Annotated in this window: 14 protein-coding genes; 9 read left to right on the top strand and 5 right to left on the bottom strand. The window is 51.8% G+C overall.

Features of this window, described 5'->3' with window-relative positions; genetic code table 11:
* Positions 1–34: 34 nt before the first annotated feature.
* Positions 35–895, bottom strand: a complete 861-nt coding sequence (locus tag ACLU9Q_RS03195) for a phosphoribosylaminoimidazolesuccinocarboxamide synthase (protein ID WP_334295190.1) — start codon at positions 893–895, stop codon at positions 35–37.
* Between the two features lie 268 nt (positions 896–1,163).
* On the opposite strand from ACLU9Q_RS03195, the gene ACLU9Q_RS03190 reads away from it, so the two are divergent.
* Positions 1,164–2,492, top strand: a complete 1,329-nt coding sequence (locus ACLU9Q_RS03190) for a DUF2974 domain-containing protein (RefSeq protein ID WP_296831753.1) — start codon at positions 1,164–1,166, stop codon at positions 2,490–2,492.
* Here the strand turns inward: ACLU9Q_RS03190 and ACLU9Q_RS03185 are convergent.
* From ACLU9Q_RS03185 to ACLU9Q_RS03170, 4 genes are all read right to left on the bottom strand, one after another.
* Complete coding sequence (locus ACLU9Q_RS03185) at positions 2,443–3,396, bottom strand: ATP-binding protein (protein WP_296907852.1); 954 nt, start codon at positions 3,394–3,396, stop codon at positions 2,443–2,445. The genes ACLU9Q_RS03190 and ACLU9Q_RS03185 overlap by 50 nt on opposite strands.
* A 40-nt stretch (positions 3,397–3,436) precedes the next feature.
* Positions 3,437–4,210, bottom strand: a complete 774-nt coding sequence (locus ACLU9Q_RS03180; protein ID WP_296831748.1) for an ABC transporter permease — start codon at positions 4,208–4,210, stop codon at positions 3,437–3,439.
* Positions 4,204–5,130, bottom strand: a complete 927-nt coding sequence (locus ACLU9Q_RS03175; protein ID WP_302592284.1) for an ABC transporter ATP-binding protein — start codon at positions 5,128–5,130, stop codon at positions 4,204–4,206. Before ACLU9Q_RS03175 ends, ACLU9Q_RS03180 begins: the two co-directional genes overlap by 7 nt.
* 153 nt (positions 5,131–5,283) lie before the next feature.
* Positions 5,284–5,973 carry a response regulator transcription factor gene (locus ACLU9Q_RS03170; protein WP_302592285.1) on the bottom strand — a complete coding sequence of 230 codons (690 nt, stop codon included), beginning with the start codon at positions 5,971–5,973 and terminating at the stop codon, positions 5,284–5,286.
* Positions 5,974–6,259: 286 nt separating this feature from the next.
* On the opposite strand from ACLU9Q_RS03170, the gene ACLU9Q_RS03165 reads away from it, so the two are divergent.
* The 8 genes from ACLU9Q_RS03165 (at position 6,260) to ACLU9Q_RS03130 (ending at position 18,347) form a co-directional block, all read left to right on the top strand.
* Positions 6,260–7,468 carry a substrate-binding domain-containing protein gene (locus ACLU9Q_RS03165; RefSeq protein ID WP_412624675.1) on the top strand — a complete coding sequence of 403 codons (1,209 nt, stop codon included), beginning with the start codon at positions 6,260–6,262 and terminating at the stop codon, positions 7,466–7,468.
* 102 nt (positions 7,469–7,570) lie between these two features.
* Positions 7,571–9,079, top strand: a complete 1,509-nt coding sequence (locus tag ACLU9Q_RS03160) for a sugar ABC transporter ATP-binding protein (protein WP_302592287.1) — start codon at positions 7,571–7,573, stop codon at positions 9,077–9,079.
* Between the two features lie 43 nt (positions 9,080–9,122).
* Positions 9,123–10,781, top strand: coding sequence for an ABC transporter permease subunit (locus ACLU9Q_RS03155; RefSeq protein WP_412624641.1), 1,659 nt, complete (start codon positions 9,123–9,125; stop codon positions 10,779–10,781).
* A 490-nt stretch (positions 10,782–11,271) separates the two neighbouring features.
* The gene (ltrA, locus tag ACLU9Q_RS03150) at positions 11,272–12,663 is read left to right on the top strand and encodes a group II intron reverse transcriptase/maturase (RefSeq protein ID WP_412624637.1); all 1,392 of its coding nucleotides are present in this window, start codon (positions 11,272–11,274) and stop codon (positions 12,661–12,663) included.
* A gap of 189 nt (positions 12,664–12,852) precedes the next feature.
* Entirely contained in the window at positions 12,853–14,463 is a 1,611-nt protein-coding gene (locus ACLU9Q_RS03145; protein ID WP_296831737.1) for a response regulator, read from the top strand.
* Complete coding sequence (locus ACLU9Q_RS03140; RefSeq protein WP_296907848.1) at positions 14,460–16,322, top strand: sensor histidine kinase; 1,863 nt, start codon at positions 14,460–14,462, stop codon at positions 16,320–16,322. The genes ACLU9Q_RS03145 and ACLU9Q_RS03140 overlap by 4 nt, the downstream gene beginning before the upstream one ends.
* Entirely contained in the window at positions 16,312–17,280 is a 969-nt protein-coding gene (locus ACLU9Q_RS03135) for a substrate-binding domain-containing protein (protein ID WP_302226215.1), read from the top strand. The genes ACLU9Q_RS03140 and ACLU9Q_RS03135 overlap by 11 nt, the downstream gene beginning before the upstream one ends.
* Positions 17,281–17,294: 14 nt before the next feature.
* Entirely contained in the window at positions 17,295–18,347 is a 1,053-nt protein-coding gene (locus ACLU9Q_RS03130) for a galactose ABC transporter substrate-binding protein (protein ID WP_296831731.1), read from the top strand.
* Positions 18,348–18,522 lie beyond the last annotated feature (175 nt).

Below are 18,522 nucleotides of genomic sequence, written 5' to 3'. Positions count from 1 at the left end.
CAAATTTTACATACCCCGAATCTGCAGAGGTACTTTACAGCTTCTCGCCTGTAAGCAGCTCGTAAGCCTGCAGGTATTTTCCAATCGTTTTTTCCACGATATCCTCCGGCAGCGTCCAGTCGTTGCCCGGATTTGCTTTCAGCCAGTCGCGGGCGAACTGCTTATCGAAGGACGGCTGACCGTGTCCCGGCTCGTAGCCCTCTGCCGGCCAGAAACGGGAGCTGTCCGGTGTGAGCATTTCGTCACCGATCACCAGATTGCCGTTTTCGTCCAGACCGAATTCGAACTTTGTATCTGCGATGATGATGCCGCGGCTGAGTGCATAATCCGCACATTTTTTATAGAGTGCGATCGTGCAGTCGCGGAGCTTTGCGGCGTATTCCTCTCCCTTGCCCGGGAAATATTTTTCCAGATGAGCGATGCTCTGCTCGTAGGAGATATTTTCGTCGTGGTCGCCGATTTCCGCCTTGGTGGACGGGGTGTAGATCGGCTCCGGCAGCTTGTCGGATTCCTTTAAGCCCTCCGGCAGCTTAATGCCGCATACCGTGCCGTTTTCCTTGTAGCTTGCCCAGCCGCTGCCGGTGATGTAACCGCGCACGATGCACTCGATCGGAAGCATGGTAAGCTTTCTGCACATCATACTGTTGCCGTCAAAACGAGGCTGCTGGAAAAATTCCGGCATATCCTTCACATCTGTGGAGATCATGTGATTCGGAAGGATGTCCTCGGTCATATTGAACCAGAATTTCGACATCTGCGTAAGCACGGTGCCCTTTTTCGTTACGGTGTTGTTCAGAATCACATCGAAGCAGCTTATACGGTCTGTGGCAACCATGATAAGGCTGTCACCGTTGTCGTAAATTTCGCGGACCTTTCCTTCTTTAATCGGTTTCATTTCTGCGCTCATTTGTATCCACTCCTATTTGTTGTTTATGTATTTACAGATACACTATAGCATAGTTTATTTTATTTTGATATACCCAAATATTATTTTTTGCGGATTTGACAGAGGAAGTCGTTGTTGTTTTCGGGCATTGCAGGTATAATGTAACCAAAAGGGGTTGCATATGTTTGCCGGAAAGGAGTCAGCATGACAAGGACAGTTGGGATCGGACTGCAGGTTTTGATCAGAAAGCAGAATCAGAGAGGAGTGTGCCAGAACGATGAATAATATGATCACTTACGCAGAAACGATGCTGGATGATTTCGAAGTGCGGCCGTTTAATTCCGTGGACAGCCTGATCCTTGCATGGGTTTCGTACATGCAGTTTCCGGAGTCGATGACGGGGATCCGCACCTGGAACGGAATCGGCATCCGGGAGCTGCTGCGCGCGGAATGCTTCCCGGAAATGTTTGCGGATCTGTGGAATCCGGAGGGCAACCGTCAGCTTTTGTTTGCGCTTGCGGCAAGCCCGCGGTTTCGCGGCATTACGGTCTGCGGCTATGCAGAGCAGCTTGACAGGGAGCGGGAGAAACAGTTTTCTGCCGTCACATTTAAAATCAGACCGGGGCTTTCTTATGTTGCATTCCGGGGAACGGACGCCACGATCGTCGGCTGGAAGGAGGACTTCAACATGGCGTTTCAGTGCCCGGTGCCCTCACAGGAGGCTGCGGCGAAATATCTCGACGAGGCAGCCGCGCACACACAGGGGGCGCTTCTGATAGGCGGTCATTCCAAGGGCGGAAATCTGTCGGTCTATGCGGCGGCAAAGTGTGCGCCCGAAATACAGGGACGTATTCAGAAGGTGTATTCGCACGACGGTCCCGGCTTTCAGGAATGCGTGCTGGAAAGCGCGGAATTTCAGCGCACGCTTCCGAAGGTGGAAAAGACGATACCGCAATCCTCCCTGGTGGGAATGCTGCTGGAGAATCAGGAGGATTTCCTGGTGGTTAAGAGCAGCAGCGTGAGCCTGTGGCAGCACGATCCGTTTTCCTGGATCGTGGAGGACGGGCAGTTTTGTATGCTGGGCGATCTGACGCCGGGGGCAAAGCAGCGTGACGCCGCGCTCAACGAGTGGATCCGTCAGCTTTCGCGGGAAGAACGGGAACGATTTGTTGACGCGCTTTTTGAGGTCATCAGCGTGAACGGAATCGATACGGTTTCCGAATTTGGTTCAAACTGGAAGACAACGATCCCGGCGGCGTTTGAAAAATTGTCGCAGTTGGATGCCGAAACGCAGGAGATCGTATTCAGCGCCCTTAAAAAGCTGGCGGCGCTTAGCGCAAGAAATAATTTCACAGAAATGCTGAAAGCAGCGCGGCTTCAGAATGCGGAGATAAAACGGCCGGGGCTTCAGAATGCAGAAGGAAAGCTGTCGGGAAAACAGAATGGAGAAGGAAAGCTGCCGGGAAAACAGAATGCGGGTGCAGATCTGCCGGGAGGTCAGAAGCCGGAGACAAGGCAGCCGCGGATTCCGGGCGTGGAAATCAGGCTGCCCTGGCTTACGAATAAAGAGATGAAGCAGCCGCAGGATAAGGACACGGAAATGTGACCCGCACGGCAAAGGTTGTTTCGCTGTCCTGCGTGCGGCAGGCGGCTTCGATGCTGCCGCCCATGTGCTCCGCAAGCGTTTTGCTGATGGTGAGTCCAAGCCCGGTTCCGCCGCGGCTGCGCGACTGTTCCTGCATGTAGAAGCGGTCGAAGAGCCGGCCGGGATCGGCAGGTATCTGTTCCGGCAGGATGTCATTTTCAAAGAAAAAAGAGATCGTGCCGGATGCATTGTTTTTCTGTACATGCACCCGGATATGACTGTGCGCATAGCGCAGGGCGTTCTGCAGCAGATTGGCAAAAATGCGTTTCAGCGCGTCAGCGTCGCCGAGCAGCCGGATCTCATGCTCCGGGAGCGAAAAATCCGTTGCAAGCTGCTGAGCCTCGAGCTGCGCATAATACGCAAGGCATATTTCACGAAGGATCCGTGCAGCATCCACGGGTTCTTTTTTTATGGAAAAATCGTGCGAGGTGACGCGCGAAAGCTCGTAAAACTGGGTGATCAGCGCCTGCAGGGTTTCTGATCTGCGGATAGCGATCGCCAGGTATTCGGCGTCCGTCTCGTCAAAGTGTTCCTTGTCTATCAGCTTCAGATAGCCGAGAATTGCCGTCAGCGGCGTGCGTAGGTCATGGCTGATGTTCTCGATCTGTTCCTTCAGCAGCCGCTCATTTTTTTCGTAAACGATGTGCTCCCGGCGGATGGCGGTCAGATTTTCATTGATCGCCTCCAACAGCTCCTCCAGACAGGCGTCCTGTACGGGCAGCTTCACGATACGGTTTTCTGAAAGCTCACCGGTGATCTCACGCAGCGCAGATGAGGTCTTGCGGATGGATTTTCGCAGCAGGAAGAAACGGTATGCGAAATACACCGCTGCGAGGATGCATAAAATAAGTAAAATTGTCTGCATAGCGTTCCTCCCAAAGTAAAATATGATGTGTTCGCCCGTCTTACACTTCCAGACGGCGCAGCCGCAGCGTGCCCCAGATAAGAAAGATGACGGAGCCGATCGCTCCGGCGGCGATGCAGTGCAGCATACCGCCCGCGGTATCCCAGATACTATTGTAGGTGTTCATAGACACCCCAACGCCCATGCGCAGGAAGATGTATGGCATCCACTCGGAGATCCGCTCAAAAAGTTCAAATTTCAGCCCGATAAAGAAGAATGCCATCGGAATTCCGTAGAACAGCAGAGCCCACCAGAGAATGGCGGTTATTTCCCTGCGGCAGAGCATAAAGATCGCGTTCCCGAAAATCAGAGAGGCGATGGCGCTGGGCAGGGAAGCGGCAATAGCAAGCAGCATCTGCTGTACCGGCAGCCACTCCGGCTCCCGCAGGGTGAGAAAGGCACATGCAACATAAAATACAAGAACTACGAGCAGCAGGAGCACGGCGGTCAGCAGGCTGACAATGCATTTGCCGATCAGGATGGTCTCCCTGGAAATACCGTAGGCAACAGTCGTTTTCAGGACGCCGGATTTCCTGTCCTCATTAAAGAGCGTGCCTGCGATGACTGCGCCGAGAATTACCATAATAAACGGCTGTGCCACAAAGTTATTTAAAGAAAAGCGCACGGTGTTATACTTAAAATCCGGTTCGATCGCGCCGCCGATCATAAGGGCGATGTGCAGAAGCAGTACGATTCCGCAGAGGATTCCGGCGCAAATATAAAATGAACGGCTGCGTATGATGCGGTAGATTTCACTTCTCATATAATTTAACATATTTCTGCACCTCCGTTTTTCAGGTTCATATAGTATTCCTCCAGTGACTGGTGATAACGGGAGAGACTAAGTACCGCGAGTTGTGCGTCGCTTGCCAGGGCACTGTAAACTTCTGTCGGGCGATCCGCCTGCAATATGTGTATTTTGCCCTCCGGCAGGATCTGGTACTGCGTGTGATGAAGCTTCTGCTCTAAAAGAACCGCGTAGGTCTGCGCGTCGGTTACCTGGATCTCCACATAATCGGCACATTTTTTATAGAGCGCCTCCGCAGAAATTTCCTCCAGCAGATGCCCCTTCTGCAGAAATCCGTAGACAGTGGCGATCTGCTCCAGCTCGCTTAAAATATGACTGGACAGCAGGATCGTGATATTTTTCTCCTGGTTCAGCTTCAAAAGAAGATTGCGCATTTCCAGGATCCCGCTCGGGTCAAGCCCGTTGATCGGCTCGTCGAGCAGCAGAAATTCGGGAACGCCGAGCAGGGCGATCGCAAGCCCGAGGCGCTGCTTCATGCCAAAGGACAGCTCCCGGCAGGATTTCTTTCGAAATTCGGCAAGTCCGGTCATTTCCAGGGCCTCCGCCACCGATTGCTTTCCGGGAATGCCCTTTAGCAGCCGGTAATATTCCAGATTCTGTTCCACGGTGAGTGCAGGATAAAAGCCTGCCTCCTCGATCAGCACGCCGATGCGGGAGCGCGCATTTTTCAGCTCCTCCTGCGTGTGCTTTCCAAACAGGGACAGTTCCCCGCCGCTTGGAAAGATCTGTCCTGACAAAAGTTTTAAGAAGGTGGTTTTGCCGGCGCCGTTGTCGCCGACCAGGCCGTAGATTTCCCCTCGTTTTACTGAGATATTCACTTTATCCAGCGCACAGAAATCACGGTAATTCTTTGTGAGATTCTGGGTTCTTGCAGCATAAGCTTCCATGATTTTTCTTTTTCCTTTCCGCGCCGGATCATACATGCAGACACGGAGCTTTTTCGTGAAGCGGTTTTGACCGGCGGCTTTCTTTATGACTGTATTATAGAATCCGTACTTTAAATAAGTCCTCAAGAAAGTTTAAAGAAATCATAAAGATTGCTATACCATTTTAAAGCCGATGCCCCAGACTGTTTTGATATACTCGTTGTCTGCATCCAGTGCAGCAAGCTTTTTTCGCAGATTGCTCACATGGACATTGACCGTGTTGTCCTCGCCGTAGTAACCGCCCTGCCAGACTTGCTCGTAGAGCGCTTCGCGGGAAAATACCTTCTCCGGGGACTGCACAAGAAGGAACAGAATTTCATATTCGTGCGGCGTGAGGATAAGCTCGCGGTCATTTACCGTTGCCCTGCGCGACGCGGGATGGATGCAGAGCTTTTTATAGGAAAGACTGTCGGAGTTCGTCTGCCCGGAGACTGTGCGACCGGCTCTTCGCAGGCAGGCGTTGATACGCGCCAGCAGCTCCTCCGGTTCGAAGGGCTTTGTCATATAATCATCCGCGCCGCCGTTTAGGAGCTGCACTTTATCGGTAAGCGCCGCTTTTGCAGAGAGTACCAGCACCGGAATCTCCAGACGTTTTTCCATCCTCACCTTTTCAAGAAGTTCCTCGCCGGTCATGCCCGGCAGCATCAGATCAAGGATCATCATATCAAAGGTCTCCAGCTTAAGCCGCAGGGCAGCTTCCGTGCCGGAAAATGCCTGCGCCGCCTGCAGTCCGCCATTTTCACATATTCTGCGGATCAGGCTGCTGATATCCGCATCGTCCTCTGCGATCAAAATTTTTGCCATTACTTTTGTAAGCCTCCTGTTTCAAAAAATAGGCGCCCGTCTGCAAAGCTTCCATTGCGCAGGGCTTTTCTGTCATTTTATATGTGTGCAGAAAGGTTGTCAATGCTTTTGATATATTGTGTATTTTCACGAAGAAATCATAAAAATTTCAATGTGAAAAGAATAATATTCTATGTTTTTTTGAGAAGAGGCTCGTGTATAATGACGATATCAACAAACGGCACGGACAAGAGTCCGGTCAGAAGGGAGAGTTTTAAGTATGAAAAAGAGAATTTTTGCACTGACGATGGCAGCGGTTATGGGTCTTTCCATGACAGCATTCGCAGAGGGAGAGGTGGCTAACAGCGAGAAACCGCTCGTATGGTTCAACCGTCAGCCGTCCAACAGCTCCACAGGCGAGCTTGATATGGCAGCGCTCAGCTTCAATGAGAACACCTATTATGTAGGTTTCGACGCAAACCAGGGTGCAGAGCTGCAGGGAACCATGGTTAAGGAATATATCGAGGCACATGCAGACACGATCGATCGCAACGGCGACGGCGTGATCGGCTATGTTCTGGCGATCGGCGATATCGGACATAATGACTCCATTGCACGTACAAGAGGCGTTCGTAAGGCTCTTGGCACAGCAGTTGATAAAGACGGCGATGCAAACAGCGATCCGGTTGGAACAAACACCGACGGTTCTGCTACAGCAGTACAGGACGGCACACTGGAAATCAACGGCACGACCTATGTGGTACGTGAGCTGGCTTCCCAGGAAATGAAGAACTCTGCAGGTGCTACATGGGATGCAGCTACCGCAGGAAACGCGATCGGCACATGGTCCGCTTCCTTCGGCGATCAGATCGATGTAGTTGTTTCCAACAACGACGGCATGGGCATGGCAATGTTCAACGCATGGTCCAAGGATCAGGGCGTACCGACCTTCGGTTATGACGCAAACAGCGACGCAGTTGCAGCTATTGGAGAAGGCTACGGCGGAACCATCAGCCAGCATGCAGACGTACAGGCTTATCTGACACTTCGTGTTCTGAGAAACGCACTGGACGGCGTTGATATCGACACCGGTATCGGCACAGCAGATGATGCAGGCAACGTTCTGACAGATGATGTATATGTATACAATGAAGAGCAGCGCTCCTACTACGCATTGAACGTAGCGGTTACCGCTGACAACTATCAGGATTTCCTGGATGCGACCGTTACCTACGTTCCGGTATCCAACCAGCTTGACGAGGCAGCGCACGCAACGAAGTCTGTATGGCTGAACATCTACAACGCAGCAGATAACTTCCTGAGCGCTACCTACCAGCCGCTCCTTCAGAAATACGACGACATTCTGAACCTGAATGTTGAGTACATCGGCGGCGACGGACAGACAGAGTCCAACATCACAAACCGTCTCGGAAACCCGAGCCAGTATGATGCATTCGCGATCAACATGGTTAAGACAGACAACGCAGCTTCCTACACATCTCTGCTTAGTCAGTAAGATAGATTGGATAAAGATGCAAGGGTTATTAGGGAGAAGAAATTCTCCCTATTCCTTTTGATAATGCCAGAAACATTATAAAAACAATATAGGAGTAAGAAGATGGCAGATAAGAAAGATGTAAATGTCTTATCAATACGCGGCATGAGCAAGTCCTTCGGCAGAAACCGTGTGCTTGATCACATCAACCTGGATGTGAAGCGCGGCACGGTCATGGGGCTGATGGGCGAGAACGGCGCGGGTAAGTCGACGATGATGAAATGCCTTTTCGGTACCTATCAGAAGGATGAGGGCACCATTATCCTGGATGGAAAGGAAGTAAGCTTCTCCGGACCGAAGGATGCGCTGGAAAACGGCATTGCGATGGTGCACCAGGAGCTGAATCAGTGCCTGGAGCGCAACGTGATCGACAACCTGTTTCTCGGCCGTTACCCGGTCAATTCGATGGGGATCGTTGATGAAGGCAGAATGAAAAAAGAAGCCTCCGAGCTTTTCCGTAAGCTTGGGATGACGGTAAACCTCACACAGCCGATGCGCAACATGTCCGTATCGCAGCGGCAGATGTGTGAGATCGCCAAAGCTATTTCCTACAATGCAAAGGTGATCGTTCTCGACGAGCCGACCTCCTCCCTGACGGTGCAGGAGGTAAACAAACTGTTCGAGATGATGCGGATGCTGAAGGAGCAGGGCATCGCGCTGGTCTATATTTCTCATAAGATGGATGAGATTTTTGAAATCTGCGATGAGATTTCCGTGCTCCGCGACGGTAATCTTGTTATGACGAAGGAAACGAAGGACACCAATATGAACGAGCTGATCGCGGCGATGGTCGGACGTTCCTTGGAAAACCGCTTCCCGCCGGTGGACAACAAGCCGAAGGGCGTGGTGCTTTCCATTCAGAACCTCTCCACCAAGTACGAGCCGCATCTGCAGGATATTTCCTTCGATGTGCGCGAGGGTGAGATCTTCGGACTGTACGGGTTGGTGGGCGCCGGACGTACCGAACTGCTTGAGACGATCTTCGGTGTCCGCACCAGAGCGGCGGGGCGCGTGTACTTCAACGGGCAGCTTATGAACTTTGCGAACGCCAAGGAAGCGATGGATCATGGCTTTGCGATGATCACTGAGGAGAGAAAGGCGAACGGGCTTTTCCTCAAGGAGGACCTGACGTTCAACACCACGATCGCAAACCTGGAGCAGTACAAATCCGGTATCGCACTTTCTGATCCAAAGATGGTAAAGGCGACCGCAAAGGAAATCAAGATCATGCATACAAAGTGCATGGGGCCGGACGATATGATCACCAGTCTTTCCGGCGGAAACCAGCAGAAGGTCATTTTCGGAAAATGGCTGGAGCGCAGCCCGAAGGTGTTCATGATGGACGAGCCTACCCGCGGCATCGACGTAGGCGCGAAGTATGAGATATACGAGCTGATCATCAAGATGGCAAAGGAGGGGAAAACGATCATCGTGGTTTCCTCGGAGATGCCGGAGATCCTGGGAATCACAAACCGCATCGGCGTTATGTCGAACGGACATCTTTCCGGCATTGTCAATACAAAGGAGACAAACCAGGAAGAGCTGCTGCGCCTTAGCGCGAAATACCTGTAACTGTCAGGCACCCCACAGTTACAAATACCTATAATAAGGGAGAATGAGAAATATGGCAAATGGAAAGATTCTGACGGCGGAGCAGGAGAAAAAGCTGCTTGCGCCTATTGACGAGTATGTCGGTAAGATACAGAAAAAGATAGACGCGCTCAGAGCAGACGGCACGGACAAGGTCATCTCTCTTCAGAACAGCATTGACGCGATCAAGCGGGATCGCACAATGGCGGCATCGGATAAAGAATCTGCGATCGCAAAGCTGCGCGGCGAGCTGGAAAAAGCGAAATCCGTGGAGGCGGCAAACAAGGACGAGATCGCAAAGCTGATCGCTGATGCAGAAAATTATCTGAAAGCGCATTTTGACAGAGAATATTATCAGCCGGTCAAGGAGAGCTGCGAGCAGGAGAAGGCGCTTGCCAAGACTGCCTACGAAGAAAAGGTGGCAAAATTAAAAGCGGAGCATCAGGCGACAGTCGCGAAGCTGTCCAACCGCCAGGAAATCAAGGACGAGAAGTACGTTCAGAAAAACCGTCTGTTTGACGCAAAGATGAGCCTGGATAAGGATCTGCAGGAGATCAAGGACCGCAGACATGCGGCTTACAGCTACAAGTACCATCTGATCGACCTTCTGCGCATGTCGAAATTCAGCTTCGCGGAGACGCAGGCACAGAAATGGGAAAACTACAAATACACCTTCAACCGCAGGACATTCCTGCTGCAGAACGGTCTGTATATTGCGATTTTGATCATCTTTATCGCGCTGTGTATCATCACCCCGATCATCAAGCACACACCGCTGCTTACCTACAACAACGTGCTGAACATCCTGCAGCAGGCATCGCCGCGTATGTTCCTGGCGCTCGGTGTTGCCGGACTGATCCTCCTGGCAGGTACCGACCTTTCTATCGGACGTATGGTTGGTATGGGTATGACGACAGCCACCATCATAATGCACCAGGGCGTCAACACCGGTTCCGTTTTCGGACATGTGTTTGACTTTACCGGAATCCCGGTAGCCGGAAGAGTTATCCTCGGACTGCTCGCCTGTGTGGTTCTGTGTACGTTCTTCACAACGATTGCCGGCTTCTTCACGGCGAAGTTTAAAATGCATCCGTTTATCTCCACGATGGCGAACATGCTGGTAATCTTCGGACTTGTTACATATGCGACAAAGGGCGTGTCCTTCGGTGCGATCGAATCCGCGATCCCGAACATGATCATCCCGAAGATTAACGGTTTCCCGACCATCATCCTCTGGGCGGTGGCAGCGGTTATCATCGTATGGTTCATCTGGAACAAGACGACGTTCGGCAAAAATCTGTACGCAGTCGGCGGAAACGCAGAGGCGGCGGCAGTTTCCGGTATTTCTGTATTTAAGGTAACAGTTGGCGCGTTCATCATGGCAGGTATCCTCTACGGCTTCGGCGCATGGCTGGAGTGCGCGAGAATGTTCGGTTCCGGTTCCGCGGCTTACGGGCAGGGCTGGGAAATGGATGCGATCGCAGCCTGCGTAGTAGGCGGCGTATCCTTCACCGGTGGTATCGGTAAGATTTCGGGCGTAGTAGTCGGCGTATTTATTTTTACGGCGCTCACCTACTCCCTCACGATCCTCGGCATCGACACAAACCTGCAGTTCGTGTTCTCCGGTATCATCATTCTGGTAGCGGTAACGCTCGACTGTCTGAAATACGTGCAGAAGAAATAAGAGAAAACGGTGTAAAAGAGTCGGATTTGTCCGGCTCTTTTTTCACATAGTGCGCCTGGCGGCGCACGTTTCCAACAGGTGCAAGTCCTGAATCCGCCCGGTAGTGGGAAGGATATAGCCGAAGGCAAGGGTGTCCATCGAGAGGTGGAATCTGAAGGAAGCTGGATGTGGGGAACATACTAACCCACGGGCAAATCTCTGGTCTGACGAACAGAAATCACATATGAGGTTATGCATGAGGGTAAGGCTGCTATGCAAGTCGAAGCCCAATAACTACACGGAATCATGCATGATAAATGTGGCAGATGGATGGAGAGAAGGAAACGTGTGGTACCCGGGGAGGTCTGTGTGATACGCTCCGAAAAGAGTAACCAACACTGAAAAGTGTTGCTGAACACACAGAAGTCAGCAGAGGTCATAGTAGCCGGGAGGCGAAGGACCGAATCAGTAGGAGTCTTAAGTATGACCGGGAAAGGAGGAATGACCGCCCATGACAGAAAACACAAACAGTGGCTGTTCGCAAAGAGATAGTGCGGAACATGAAGGGTATGCGAAAGCGTCAAGGTCGTTCAAGCGGATATGGAAAGAAAGAGACAGTGCACAGCCGAAGCTCTTGGAAATGATTCTGTACAAAGATAATCTTAACAGAGCGTACAAAAGAGTGAAAGCAAACAAAGGGGCGGCAGGCATTGATGGAATGAGCATCGAAGAAGCCCTGCCATATCTAAAGGAACATCAACAGGAGTTAATTAACCGAATACTTAGAGGAAAATATACTCCATCACCAGTGAGAAGGGTTGAGATTCCAAAATCAGACGGTGGTGTGCGAAAGCTTGGCATACCAACAGTGATAGACCGAACAATCCAACAGGCAATAACGCAGAAGTTAGTGCCAATCTATGAACCATTGTTTGCAGAAAACAGTTTTGGATACCGTCCGAACAGGAGCGCAAAGGATGCAATCATAAAGATTAAGGAGTATGCGGAACAAGGCTACACATTTGCGGTAGCCCTTGATTTGTCAAAGTATTTTGATACCTTAAATCACGAGATTCTCATAAATCTGCTGAGACGGAATGTAAAGGATGAACGTGTAGTGCAGCTGATTAAGCGTTGTCTGAAAAGCGGTGTAATGGAAAACGGAGTGGTCATAGAAACAGAAGAAGGCTCGCCGCAAGGCGGAAATCTGTCGCCATTGCTTGCGAATATCTACCTCAATGAGTTCGACCAAGAATTCATAAAGAGAGGTGTTCCGTGCATCAGATACGCAGATGATATCGTGCTTCTCGCAAAGAGTAAGCGTGCATCAGAGCGGTTGCTGGAAAGTAGTACGAAATATCTTGAGGAAAAGCTGAAATTAACAGTAAACCGAGAGAAAAGCCGTATGGTCAGCGTGTTTGCAATCCGAAATTTTAAGTTCCTTGGCTTTGCATTGGGAAGGAACGGAAGTGGAATTTATGTCCGAGTTCATCCAAAGTCATGGAAAAAGTTTAAGTCAAAACTGAAAGACCTATCTTCCCGTAGGTCGGTACAGAGTATCAAACCAAGCCTTGAGAAAATCAAAGTGTATGCAAGAGGTTGGCTGAACTATTACGGAATAGCAAGCATGAAGAACAACATAGATGACATCAATGGATGGCTCTATCACAGGATACGAATGTGTATATGGAAACAATGGAAAAAGCCGAAAACAAAGGTGCGAAACCTAATAAAGATGGGAGTACCAGAAGATTTGGCGAGGAAGGCGGGAAACAGCCGCCGGGGCTATTGGTTCACAACACATACAGTAGCCGTAAATATGGCAATGACAAAAGAAAGACTGATAAGCAGTGGCTTTTATGATTTAGCCACAGCCTATCAGTCTGTGCACGTCAACTATTGAATGCGCCGGATACGTGAACCGTATGTCCGGTGCTGTGAGAGGACGGGAGCTAATCACTCCCTCCTACTCGATTGCGGCGCAAACGTTCAGTGGACGTCCCATTGCTTTTCTGATATACTGTAGTAGATGTTACGAAGGATTATGGACAGCATTCGTCAAAGCTTTAGAAAATAGGCAGGAGAAAAATTCATGGAATCAAACACTTATACCGTTCTCCTCGTGGACGACGAGGAAGAGGTCACACAGATTATTATGAAGAAAATCGACTGGGAGAGCATGGGCTTTTCGGTCATCGGCTCCGCCAACAACGGGGTGAAGGCGCTGGAGATGGTGGAGGAATTTCAGCCGGATGTCGTCATGACGGATATCCGGATGCCGTACATGGACGGGATGGAGCTGGCGGGCAGGATCAAGGCGGAATTTCCCTCCACGAAAATCCTTCTGTTTACCGGGTTTGACGAATTTGAGTACGCGCAGGAGGCGATTCATCTGGAGGTGGAGGAGTATGTCCTGAAGCCAGTCAACGCGTCGGAACTGACGCGCGTCTTTACGCGAGTGAAGGAAAAGCTGGATCAGGAGATCAGTGAGAAGCGCAATGTGGAGACGCTGCAGAAGTATTACGCAGAGTCGCTTCCACTTCTGCAGACAAACTTTTACTCCACCCTTATCGAAGGAAGAATCCGGGAGGAGGAGCTGCCGAAATATCTTTCGGATTACCAGATTTCCTTTTCGGGCGCCTGTTATTGCTGCCTTGTGATCCACACCTCGACCAGTCAAGTGCCGGAGGAGATGAATCCACTGCTTTTAACAGCGTCCGTCCAGCAGCAGGTGAAGGAACGCCTGGCGCAGAAATGGCAGGCGAAAAGCTTTTTCTACCTTGGAAATATGGTGCTGATCGCACAGCTTGAAAGTGAAAATGACGTCTCCGAGCTGACGGATGAGTGTGACCGGTTCTGCCGGTATGTCCGCCGGATCCTTGATGCGGTAGTTACCATCGGAGTCGGCAGAGCATGCACGTCTATCCTGGAGCTTGCGCAGTCCTACAGCGGCGCGCGGGAGGCGGTTTCTTACCGCGGGATCTACGGGGCGGCGCGCGCGATCAATATCCGTGAGATTGTGCCGCAGGAAATGGGTAAGATAGATACGGAGGCGGAGTCGGAGCTGTCGAATTTTTTCCGGGCGATCCGGCTTGGCTCAGAAGAAGAGGTGCAGGAGACGGCGGAGAAATATTTAAAACGCATTGCTTCGACGGCAAATTCTCTGCAGCAGTATCATATCCATATCATGGAGCTGGTGAGCGCGCTGTACCGTTTTCTGGCAAACAATGATATTGACGCAAAAGAGTTTTCAGTAGATGTGAAAAAGCTTTACAACCGCCTGCTGGAGATGGAGCCGGACACGATACAAAAATGGCTGACGGACACCGGGCTTGCGTTCCGCGAGGAGCTGATCCGCGCCCGGAGCAGCTCGACGAAATCCTATATCCGCAAGGCGGAGGAATATGTGCGGAATAATTATGCGGACGAGACGCTCTCGCTGGATTTCATCTGCGAGCTGCTTGGCGTGTCGAACTCCTACTTTTCCACGACCTTCAAGCGGGAGACCGGGAAATCCTTCACCGCCTATCTTACGGATTATCGGATGGAACAGGCTTCCCGGATGCTGATCGAGACGAACGAAAAGAGTTATGTGATCGCCCAAAATGTCGGATACACGGATTCCAATTATTTCAGCTATGTGTTTAAGCGGCGCTTTGGCGTGTCGCCTTCCAAATACAGAACGGAGCATATAAAAGAGTGAAAAACAAGTATTTCGGATATCTGGAAAAAATAACCCACAGTGGTATCCAGTCGACCATCATGATTACCTTCTCGGTGATATCCATCTCGCTGATGCTGATTCTCGGTCTGGTGCTGGAGGCGCGGTTTTCCGCCGTTTATCGCGACGAGGTCATCCGGAGCACGCAGATGCTGATGGAGCAGACAAGCGAGAGCCTGGAGGATTACCTGATTTCCATGCGGCAGGTTTCTGACGCGGCATACTACAATGCGATCAAGGAATACGATATTTCCAGCGACAACCAGGATATCCAGAGAAGTCTCAATCTTTTATATGAGGCAAACAAGGAAAGCCTGCGCAGTATTGCCCTTTACAATTATTATGGAAGTCTGATCGCGGCGGAGCCGGTGGCCTCCCAGAAGGAGGACCCGGACGTCACGCACCAGGACTGGTTCGTGCGGGCGATGGACGAGATGGAAAATATGCATTTTTCCACGCCGCATATTCAGAATCTTTTTCATGACGCCACGCCGCGCTACTACTGGGTGATCTCTTTAAGCCGCATGGTGGAGCTGACAAACGGCGGCGATTCCGGGCAGGGCGTTTTGCTGGTAGATATGGACTTTTCCGGAATTTCCCGGCTGATGAAAAAGATCAATGACGAAAACAGCGGGCAGTACTACTATCTCTGTGACAGCAGCGGAGAGCTGATCTATCATCCGCGGCAGGTGCAGCTCGGCGACGGCATCGGGCGGGAAAACAACCTGATTGCCGCGGCTTACAAGGACGGCGTCTACGACGAGGTGTTCGACGGTGAGAACCGCAGGGTGATCGTCAGCACCGTCAGCTACACCGGCTGGAAGCTGGTCGGCGTGCTGCCGGATGCGATGTTTGCCTACGGAATGATCAACCTTCGCTATTTCCTCGTGATGATGCTGATTCTGATGGCGATGATGCTGGTGGTGCTTAACCGCATCGTATCCGTGCGTATCTCGCGCCCGATCCTGAAGCTGAACACGTCGGTCCTGGAGTATGAGGCGGGGGAAAAGCCGGAAATTTATATCGGCGGCTCCCAGGAAATCCGTCATCTTGGATATTCCATACAAAAATCGTATGAGCGGATCGAGGACCTGATGAAGACGATCGTCTGGGAGCAGAACGAGCGCAGAAAAAGCGAGCTGGATGCGCTGCAGAGCCAGATCAATCCACATTTTCTCTATAATGCGCTTGACTCTATCACCTGGATGATCGAGGGTGAGCAAAACGATGAGGCGGCGTATATGGTCACGCAGCTTGCACGGTTTTTCCGCCTCAGCCTGGCGCGCGGCTACACGGTTATCCGCGTGCACGATGAGCTGCAGCACGCGCAGGCCTACATGAACATCCAGAAGGTGCGCTGCAAGGATTCCTATACCTTCCGGATGGAGGTTGATCCGGCAGTGGAGGAATACTGCGCTGTTAAGCTGATCCTGCAGCCGATTCTGGAAAATGCGATCAATTACGGCGTGAGCGGCATGGACGACGGCGAAATTACCGTCATCGGAAGGATGGAGGGAGAGGATGTGCTGCTTGCCGTGAAGGATAACGGCATCGGGATTCCGGCGGAGGAGGCAGCGCTTTTGCTGACGGACAGCAACCGGGTGCATAAGCACGGCTCCGGCGTTGGACTTGTAAACGTCAATCAGAGGATTCAGCTTTTATTTGGCAGGGCGTATGGGCTTTCCATTGAAAGCGAGCCGGACGAGGGGACGACCGTCTCCATCCGCCTGCCGGCGATCCAGTTTACAGAGGAAAACAGAAGGCTCCTGGAGAACGGCAATGCCCTCGACCGGGAGGAAACGATAAGTAAGATAAGCAGGGAAGACAGTGATGAAGAATAGCAGAAAAATGTTTATTCTGATAGAAAGCGTTCTGGCGTTTATGTTGATTCTGGTAGCTGCCGCGATGCTGCGTGAACGCGGCGGCAGGCAGCCGGAACGGATCGCGGTGATTTTGCGGGAACCGGACGCAGGCCGGTGGGCGGCGTTTAAATACGGATTGCGCGCGGCTGCGGAGGATATGGGCGTTGAGGTGCTGATCGTCAGCGCCGAGGAGCAGCCTGACGCGGCCGGGGAGGAAACGATGCTGAAGCGCGAGATCGTGAACGGCGCGGACGCGGTGATCCTGCAGCCGGCTTCGGGCGATATGGAGGAGCTTCTGGAAACCATCGGGACGAAGGTGCCAGTGATGCTGACAGGCTGTCCGTCCTACGGGGACGACGAAGCGCAGATTTCGGCGACGGGACCGGATAACGAGGCGATGGGTGAGGCTCTGGCGGAAGAACTGCTGGCGGACTTTGGTGAAAGGCTTGACGGAAAAACGATCGGGATTTTTGCGGGGACAGACGGTTCGCAGGAGCTTAAAGAGCGGGCGGATGGTTTTACGCAGGCAATCGAGGGAACGGGCGGCGTCATCGACTGGACTGCAGGCGCAGCTTCGCAGGAGGATGCAAAAGATATTCTGGCGGAGCAGACGGCGGTTGATTTTGTGATCTGTCTGGATGACAGCAGTCTGGTGGCTGCCGGTAAAGAGGCGGCGGCAGGAAATCTTCACGGCGCGCGTGTTTACGGGATCGGACATTCCACAGAGGCGGTTTACTATCTTGATATGGGAAATGTGGAGCGTCTGGTGGTGCCGGATGAATTTAACGTCGGGTACCAGAGCCTCACGGAGGTGGCGCGCAGGCTTGACAACCGGTTTTACAGGATGAAAAATGCGGTCATTTCCTACACGGTGCTTTACCGGGAAACGCTGTTTTCCGGGGAAAACCAGGAGCTTCTTTATACGATGAGCCAGTAAAAGGGGAAGAGCATATGAGAAGGAAGAACGTTTATCTGGCAGGAATCGCAGCGGGAGCGGCGGCGCTTCTGCTGTGCGGCTGCAGCGCGTCAAAGGCGGACGAGGGAAAACAGATCCAGGTCGGCGTTGCCTGCTATGACAAAAGCGATACGTTTATCAGCTCGCTGATCGACTGCTACCGGGAACAGATTGGACAGTACCGGGAGGAAGGGCTTTCCGTCACCGTGACCGTGCTGGACGCCGCCGGTCTGCAGCGGACACAAAACGACCAGATTAAGGAGCTTTTGGATGCCGGGTGCAATGTGCTTTGTGTGAACCTGGTAGACAGGACAGATCCGTCAGAGATCATCGACCTTGCAAGGGATCGCGATGTGCCGATTATCTTTTTTAACCGGGAGCCGGTAGCGGAGGATATGTCGCAGTGGAGCGGACTGTATTATGTGGGCGCCTATGCGGAACAGTCCGGCATTATGCAGGGCGAACTGGCGGCGGAATATATAAAGGAAAATGAGGATGTCGACCGCAACGGCGACGGGAAGATTCAGTATGTTGTGCTGGAGGGTGAGCCGGGACACCAGGATGCGATCATCCGCACAGAGAACGCGGTGGACACGTTAAAGAAAAATGATATCCGCCTGGAAAAGCTCAGCTACGGTATCGCCAACTGGAGCCGCGCCCAGGCGCAGAACCGCATGACGCAGATGATCGGGCAATACCCGAATGAGATTGAGCTGGTGCTTGCCAACAACGACGACATGATTCTTGGCGCGATCGACGCCTATGAATCGCTGAACATCGCAGAGGAGAAAATACCGGTATTCTTCGGAATCGACGGAACGGACGTGGGACTGGAGGCGGTTCTGGACGGTAAAGTGGCGGGAACCGTATATAACGATAAGGAGGGACAGGCGCAGGCAATGGTAAAGCTGACCGCCGCCCTCATCACCGGCGAGGGTATGGATGAGATTGCTTTTGAGAACGAGCATTATATCTATCTGCCCTACGCGAAGATCACAAAAGAAAATGCAGCCGATTTTCAGGAGCGGGAGGCTGAGACGGGCGATTGAATGGCTATGCATGGAGGTATCCCCCAAAGCGGCATATCAGCTGTTTTGGGGGATTTTGCTGCATTTGTGTGGTTTTACGGAATTTTGCAGAGTCCGGCGGGAGAATGTCGAAAAAAGAGGGATAAAGATGTCAAATTATTAGGGGAATGCCGTTGTTTGTATTTTTTATGGAAAA

The sequence above is a fragment of the Marvinbryantia sp. genome (assembly GCF_047017445.1).
Taxonomy (GTDB): Bacteria; Bacillota; Clostridia; order Lachnospirales; family Lachnospiraceae; genus Marvinbryantia.
Note: the sequence above shows the minus strand (reverse complement) of the source record. Positions and strands in the feature narration are given on the sequence as shown.

Coding starts and splice junctions, on each gene's coding strand:
- ltrA (WP_412624637.1), top strand. CDS start 11,272: ATGACAGAAAACACAAACAGTGGCTGTTCGCAAAGAGATAGTGCGGAA.
- ACLU9Q_RS03165 (WP_412624675.1), top strand. CDS start 6,260: ATGGCAGCGGTTATGGGTCTTTCCATGACAGCATTCGCAGAGGGAGAG.
- ACLU9Q_RS03185 (WP_296907852.1), bottom strand. CDS start 3,396: ATGCAGACAATTTTACTTATTTTATGCATCCTCGCAGCGGTGTATTTC.
- ACLU9Q_RS03175 (WP_302592284.1), bottom strand. CDS start 5,130: ATGGAAGCTTATGCTGCAAGAACCCAGAATCTCACAAAGAATTACCGT.
- ACLU9Q_RS03170 (WP_302592285.1), bottom strand. CDS start 5,973: ATGGCAAAAATTTTGATCGCAGAGGACGATGCGGATATCAGCAGCCTG.
- ACLU9Q_RS03180 (WP_296831748.1), bottom strand. CDS start 4,210: ATGTTAAATTATATGAGAAGTGAAATCTACCGCATCATACGCAGCCGT.
- ACLU9Q_RS03195 (WP_334295190.1), bottom strand. CDS start 895: ATGAAACCGATTAAAGAAGGAAAGGTCCGCGAAATTTACGACAACGGT.
- ACLU9Q_RS03145 (WP_296831737.1), top strand. CDS start 12,853: ATGGAATCAAACACTTATACCGTTCTCCTCGTGGACGACGAGGAAGAG.
- ACLU9Q_RS03155 (WP_412624641.1), top strand. CDS start 9,123: ATGAGAAATATGGCAAATGGAAAGATTCTGACGGCGGAGCAGGAGAAA.
- ACLU9Q_RS03190 (WP_296831753.1), top strand. CDS start 1,164: ATGAATAATATGATCACTTACGCAGAAACGATGCTGGATGATTTCGAA.
- ACLU9Q_RS03135 (WP_302226215.1), top strand. CDS start 16,312: ATGAAGAATAGCAGAAAAATGTTTATTCTGATAGAAAGCGTTCTGGCG.
- ACLU9Q_RS03130 (WP_296831731.1), top strand. CDS start 17,295: ATGAGAAGGAAGAACGTTTATCTGGCAGGAATCGCAGCGGGAGCGGCG.
- ACLU9Q_RS03160 (WP_302592287.1), top strand. CDS start 7,571: ATGGCAGATAAGAAAGATGTAAATGTCTTATCAATACGCGGCATGAGC.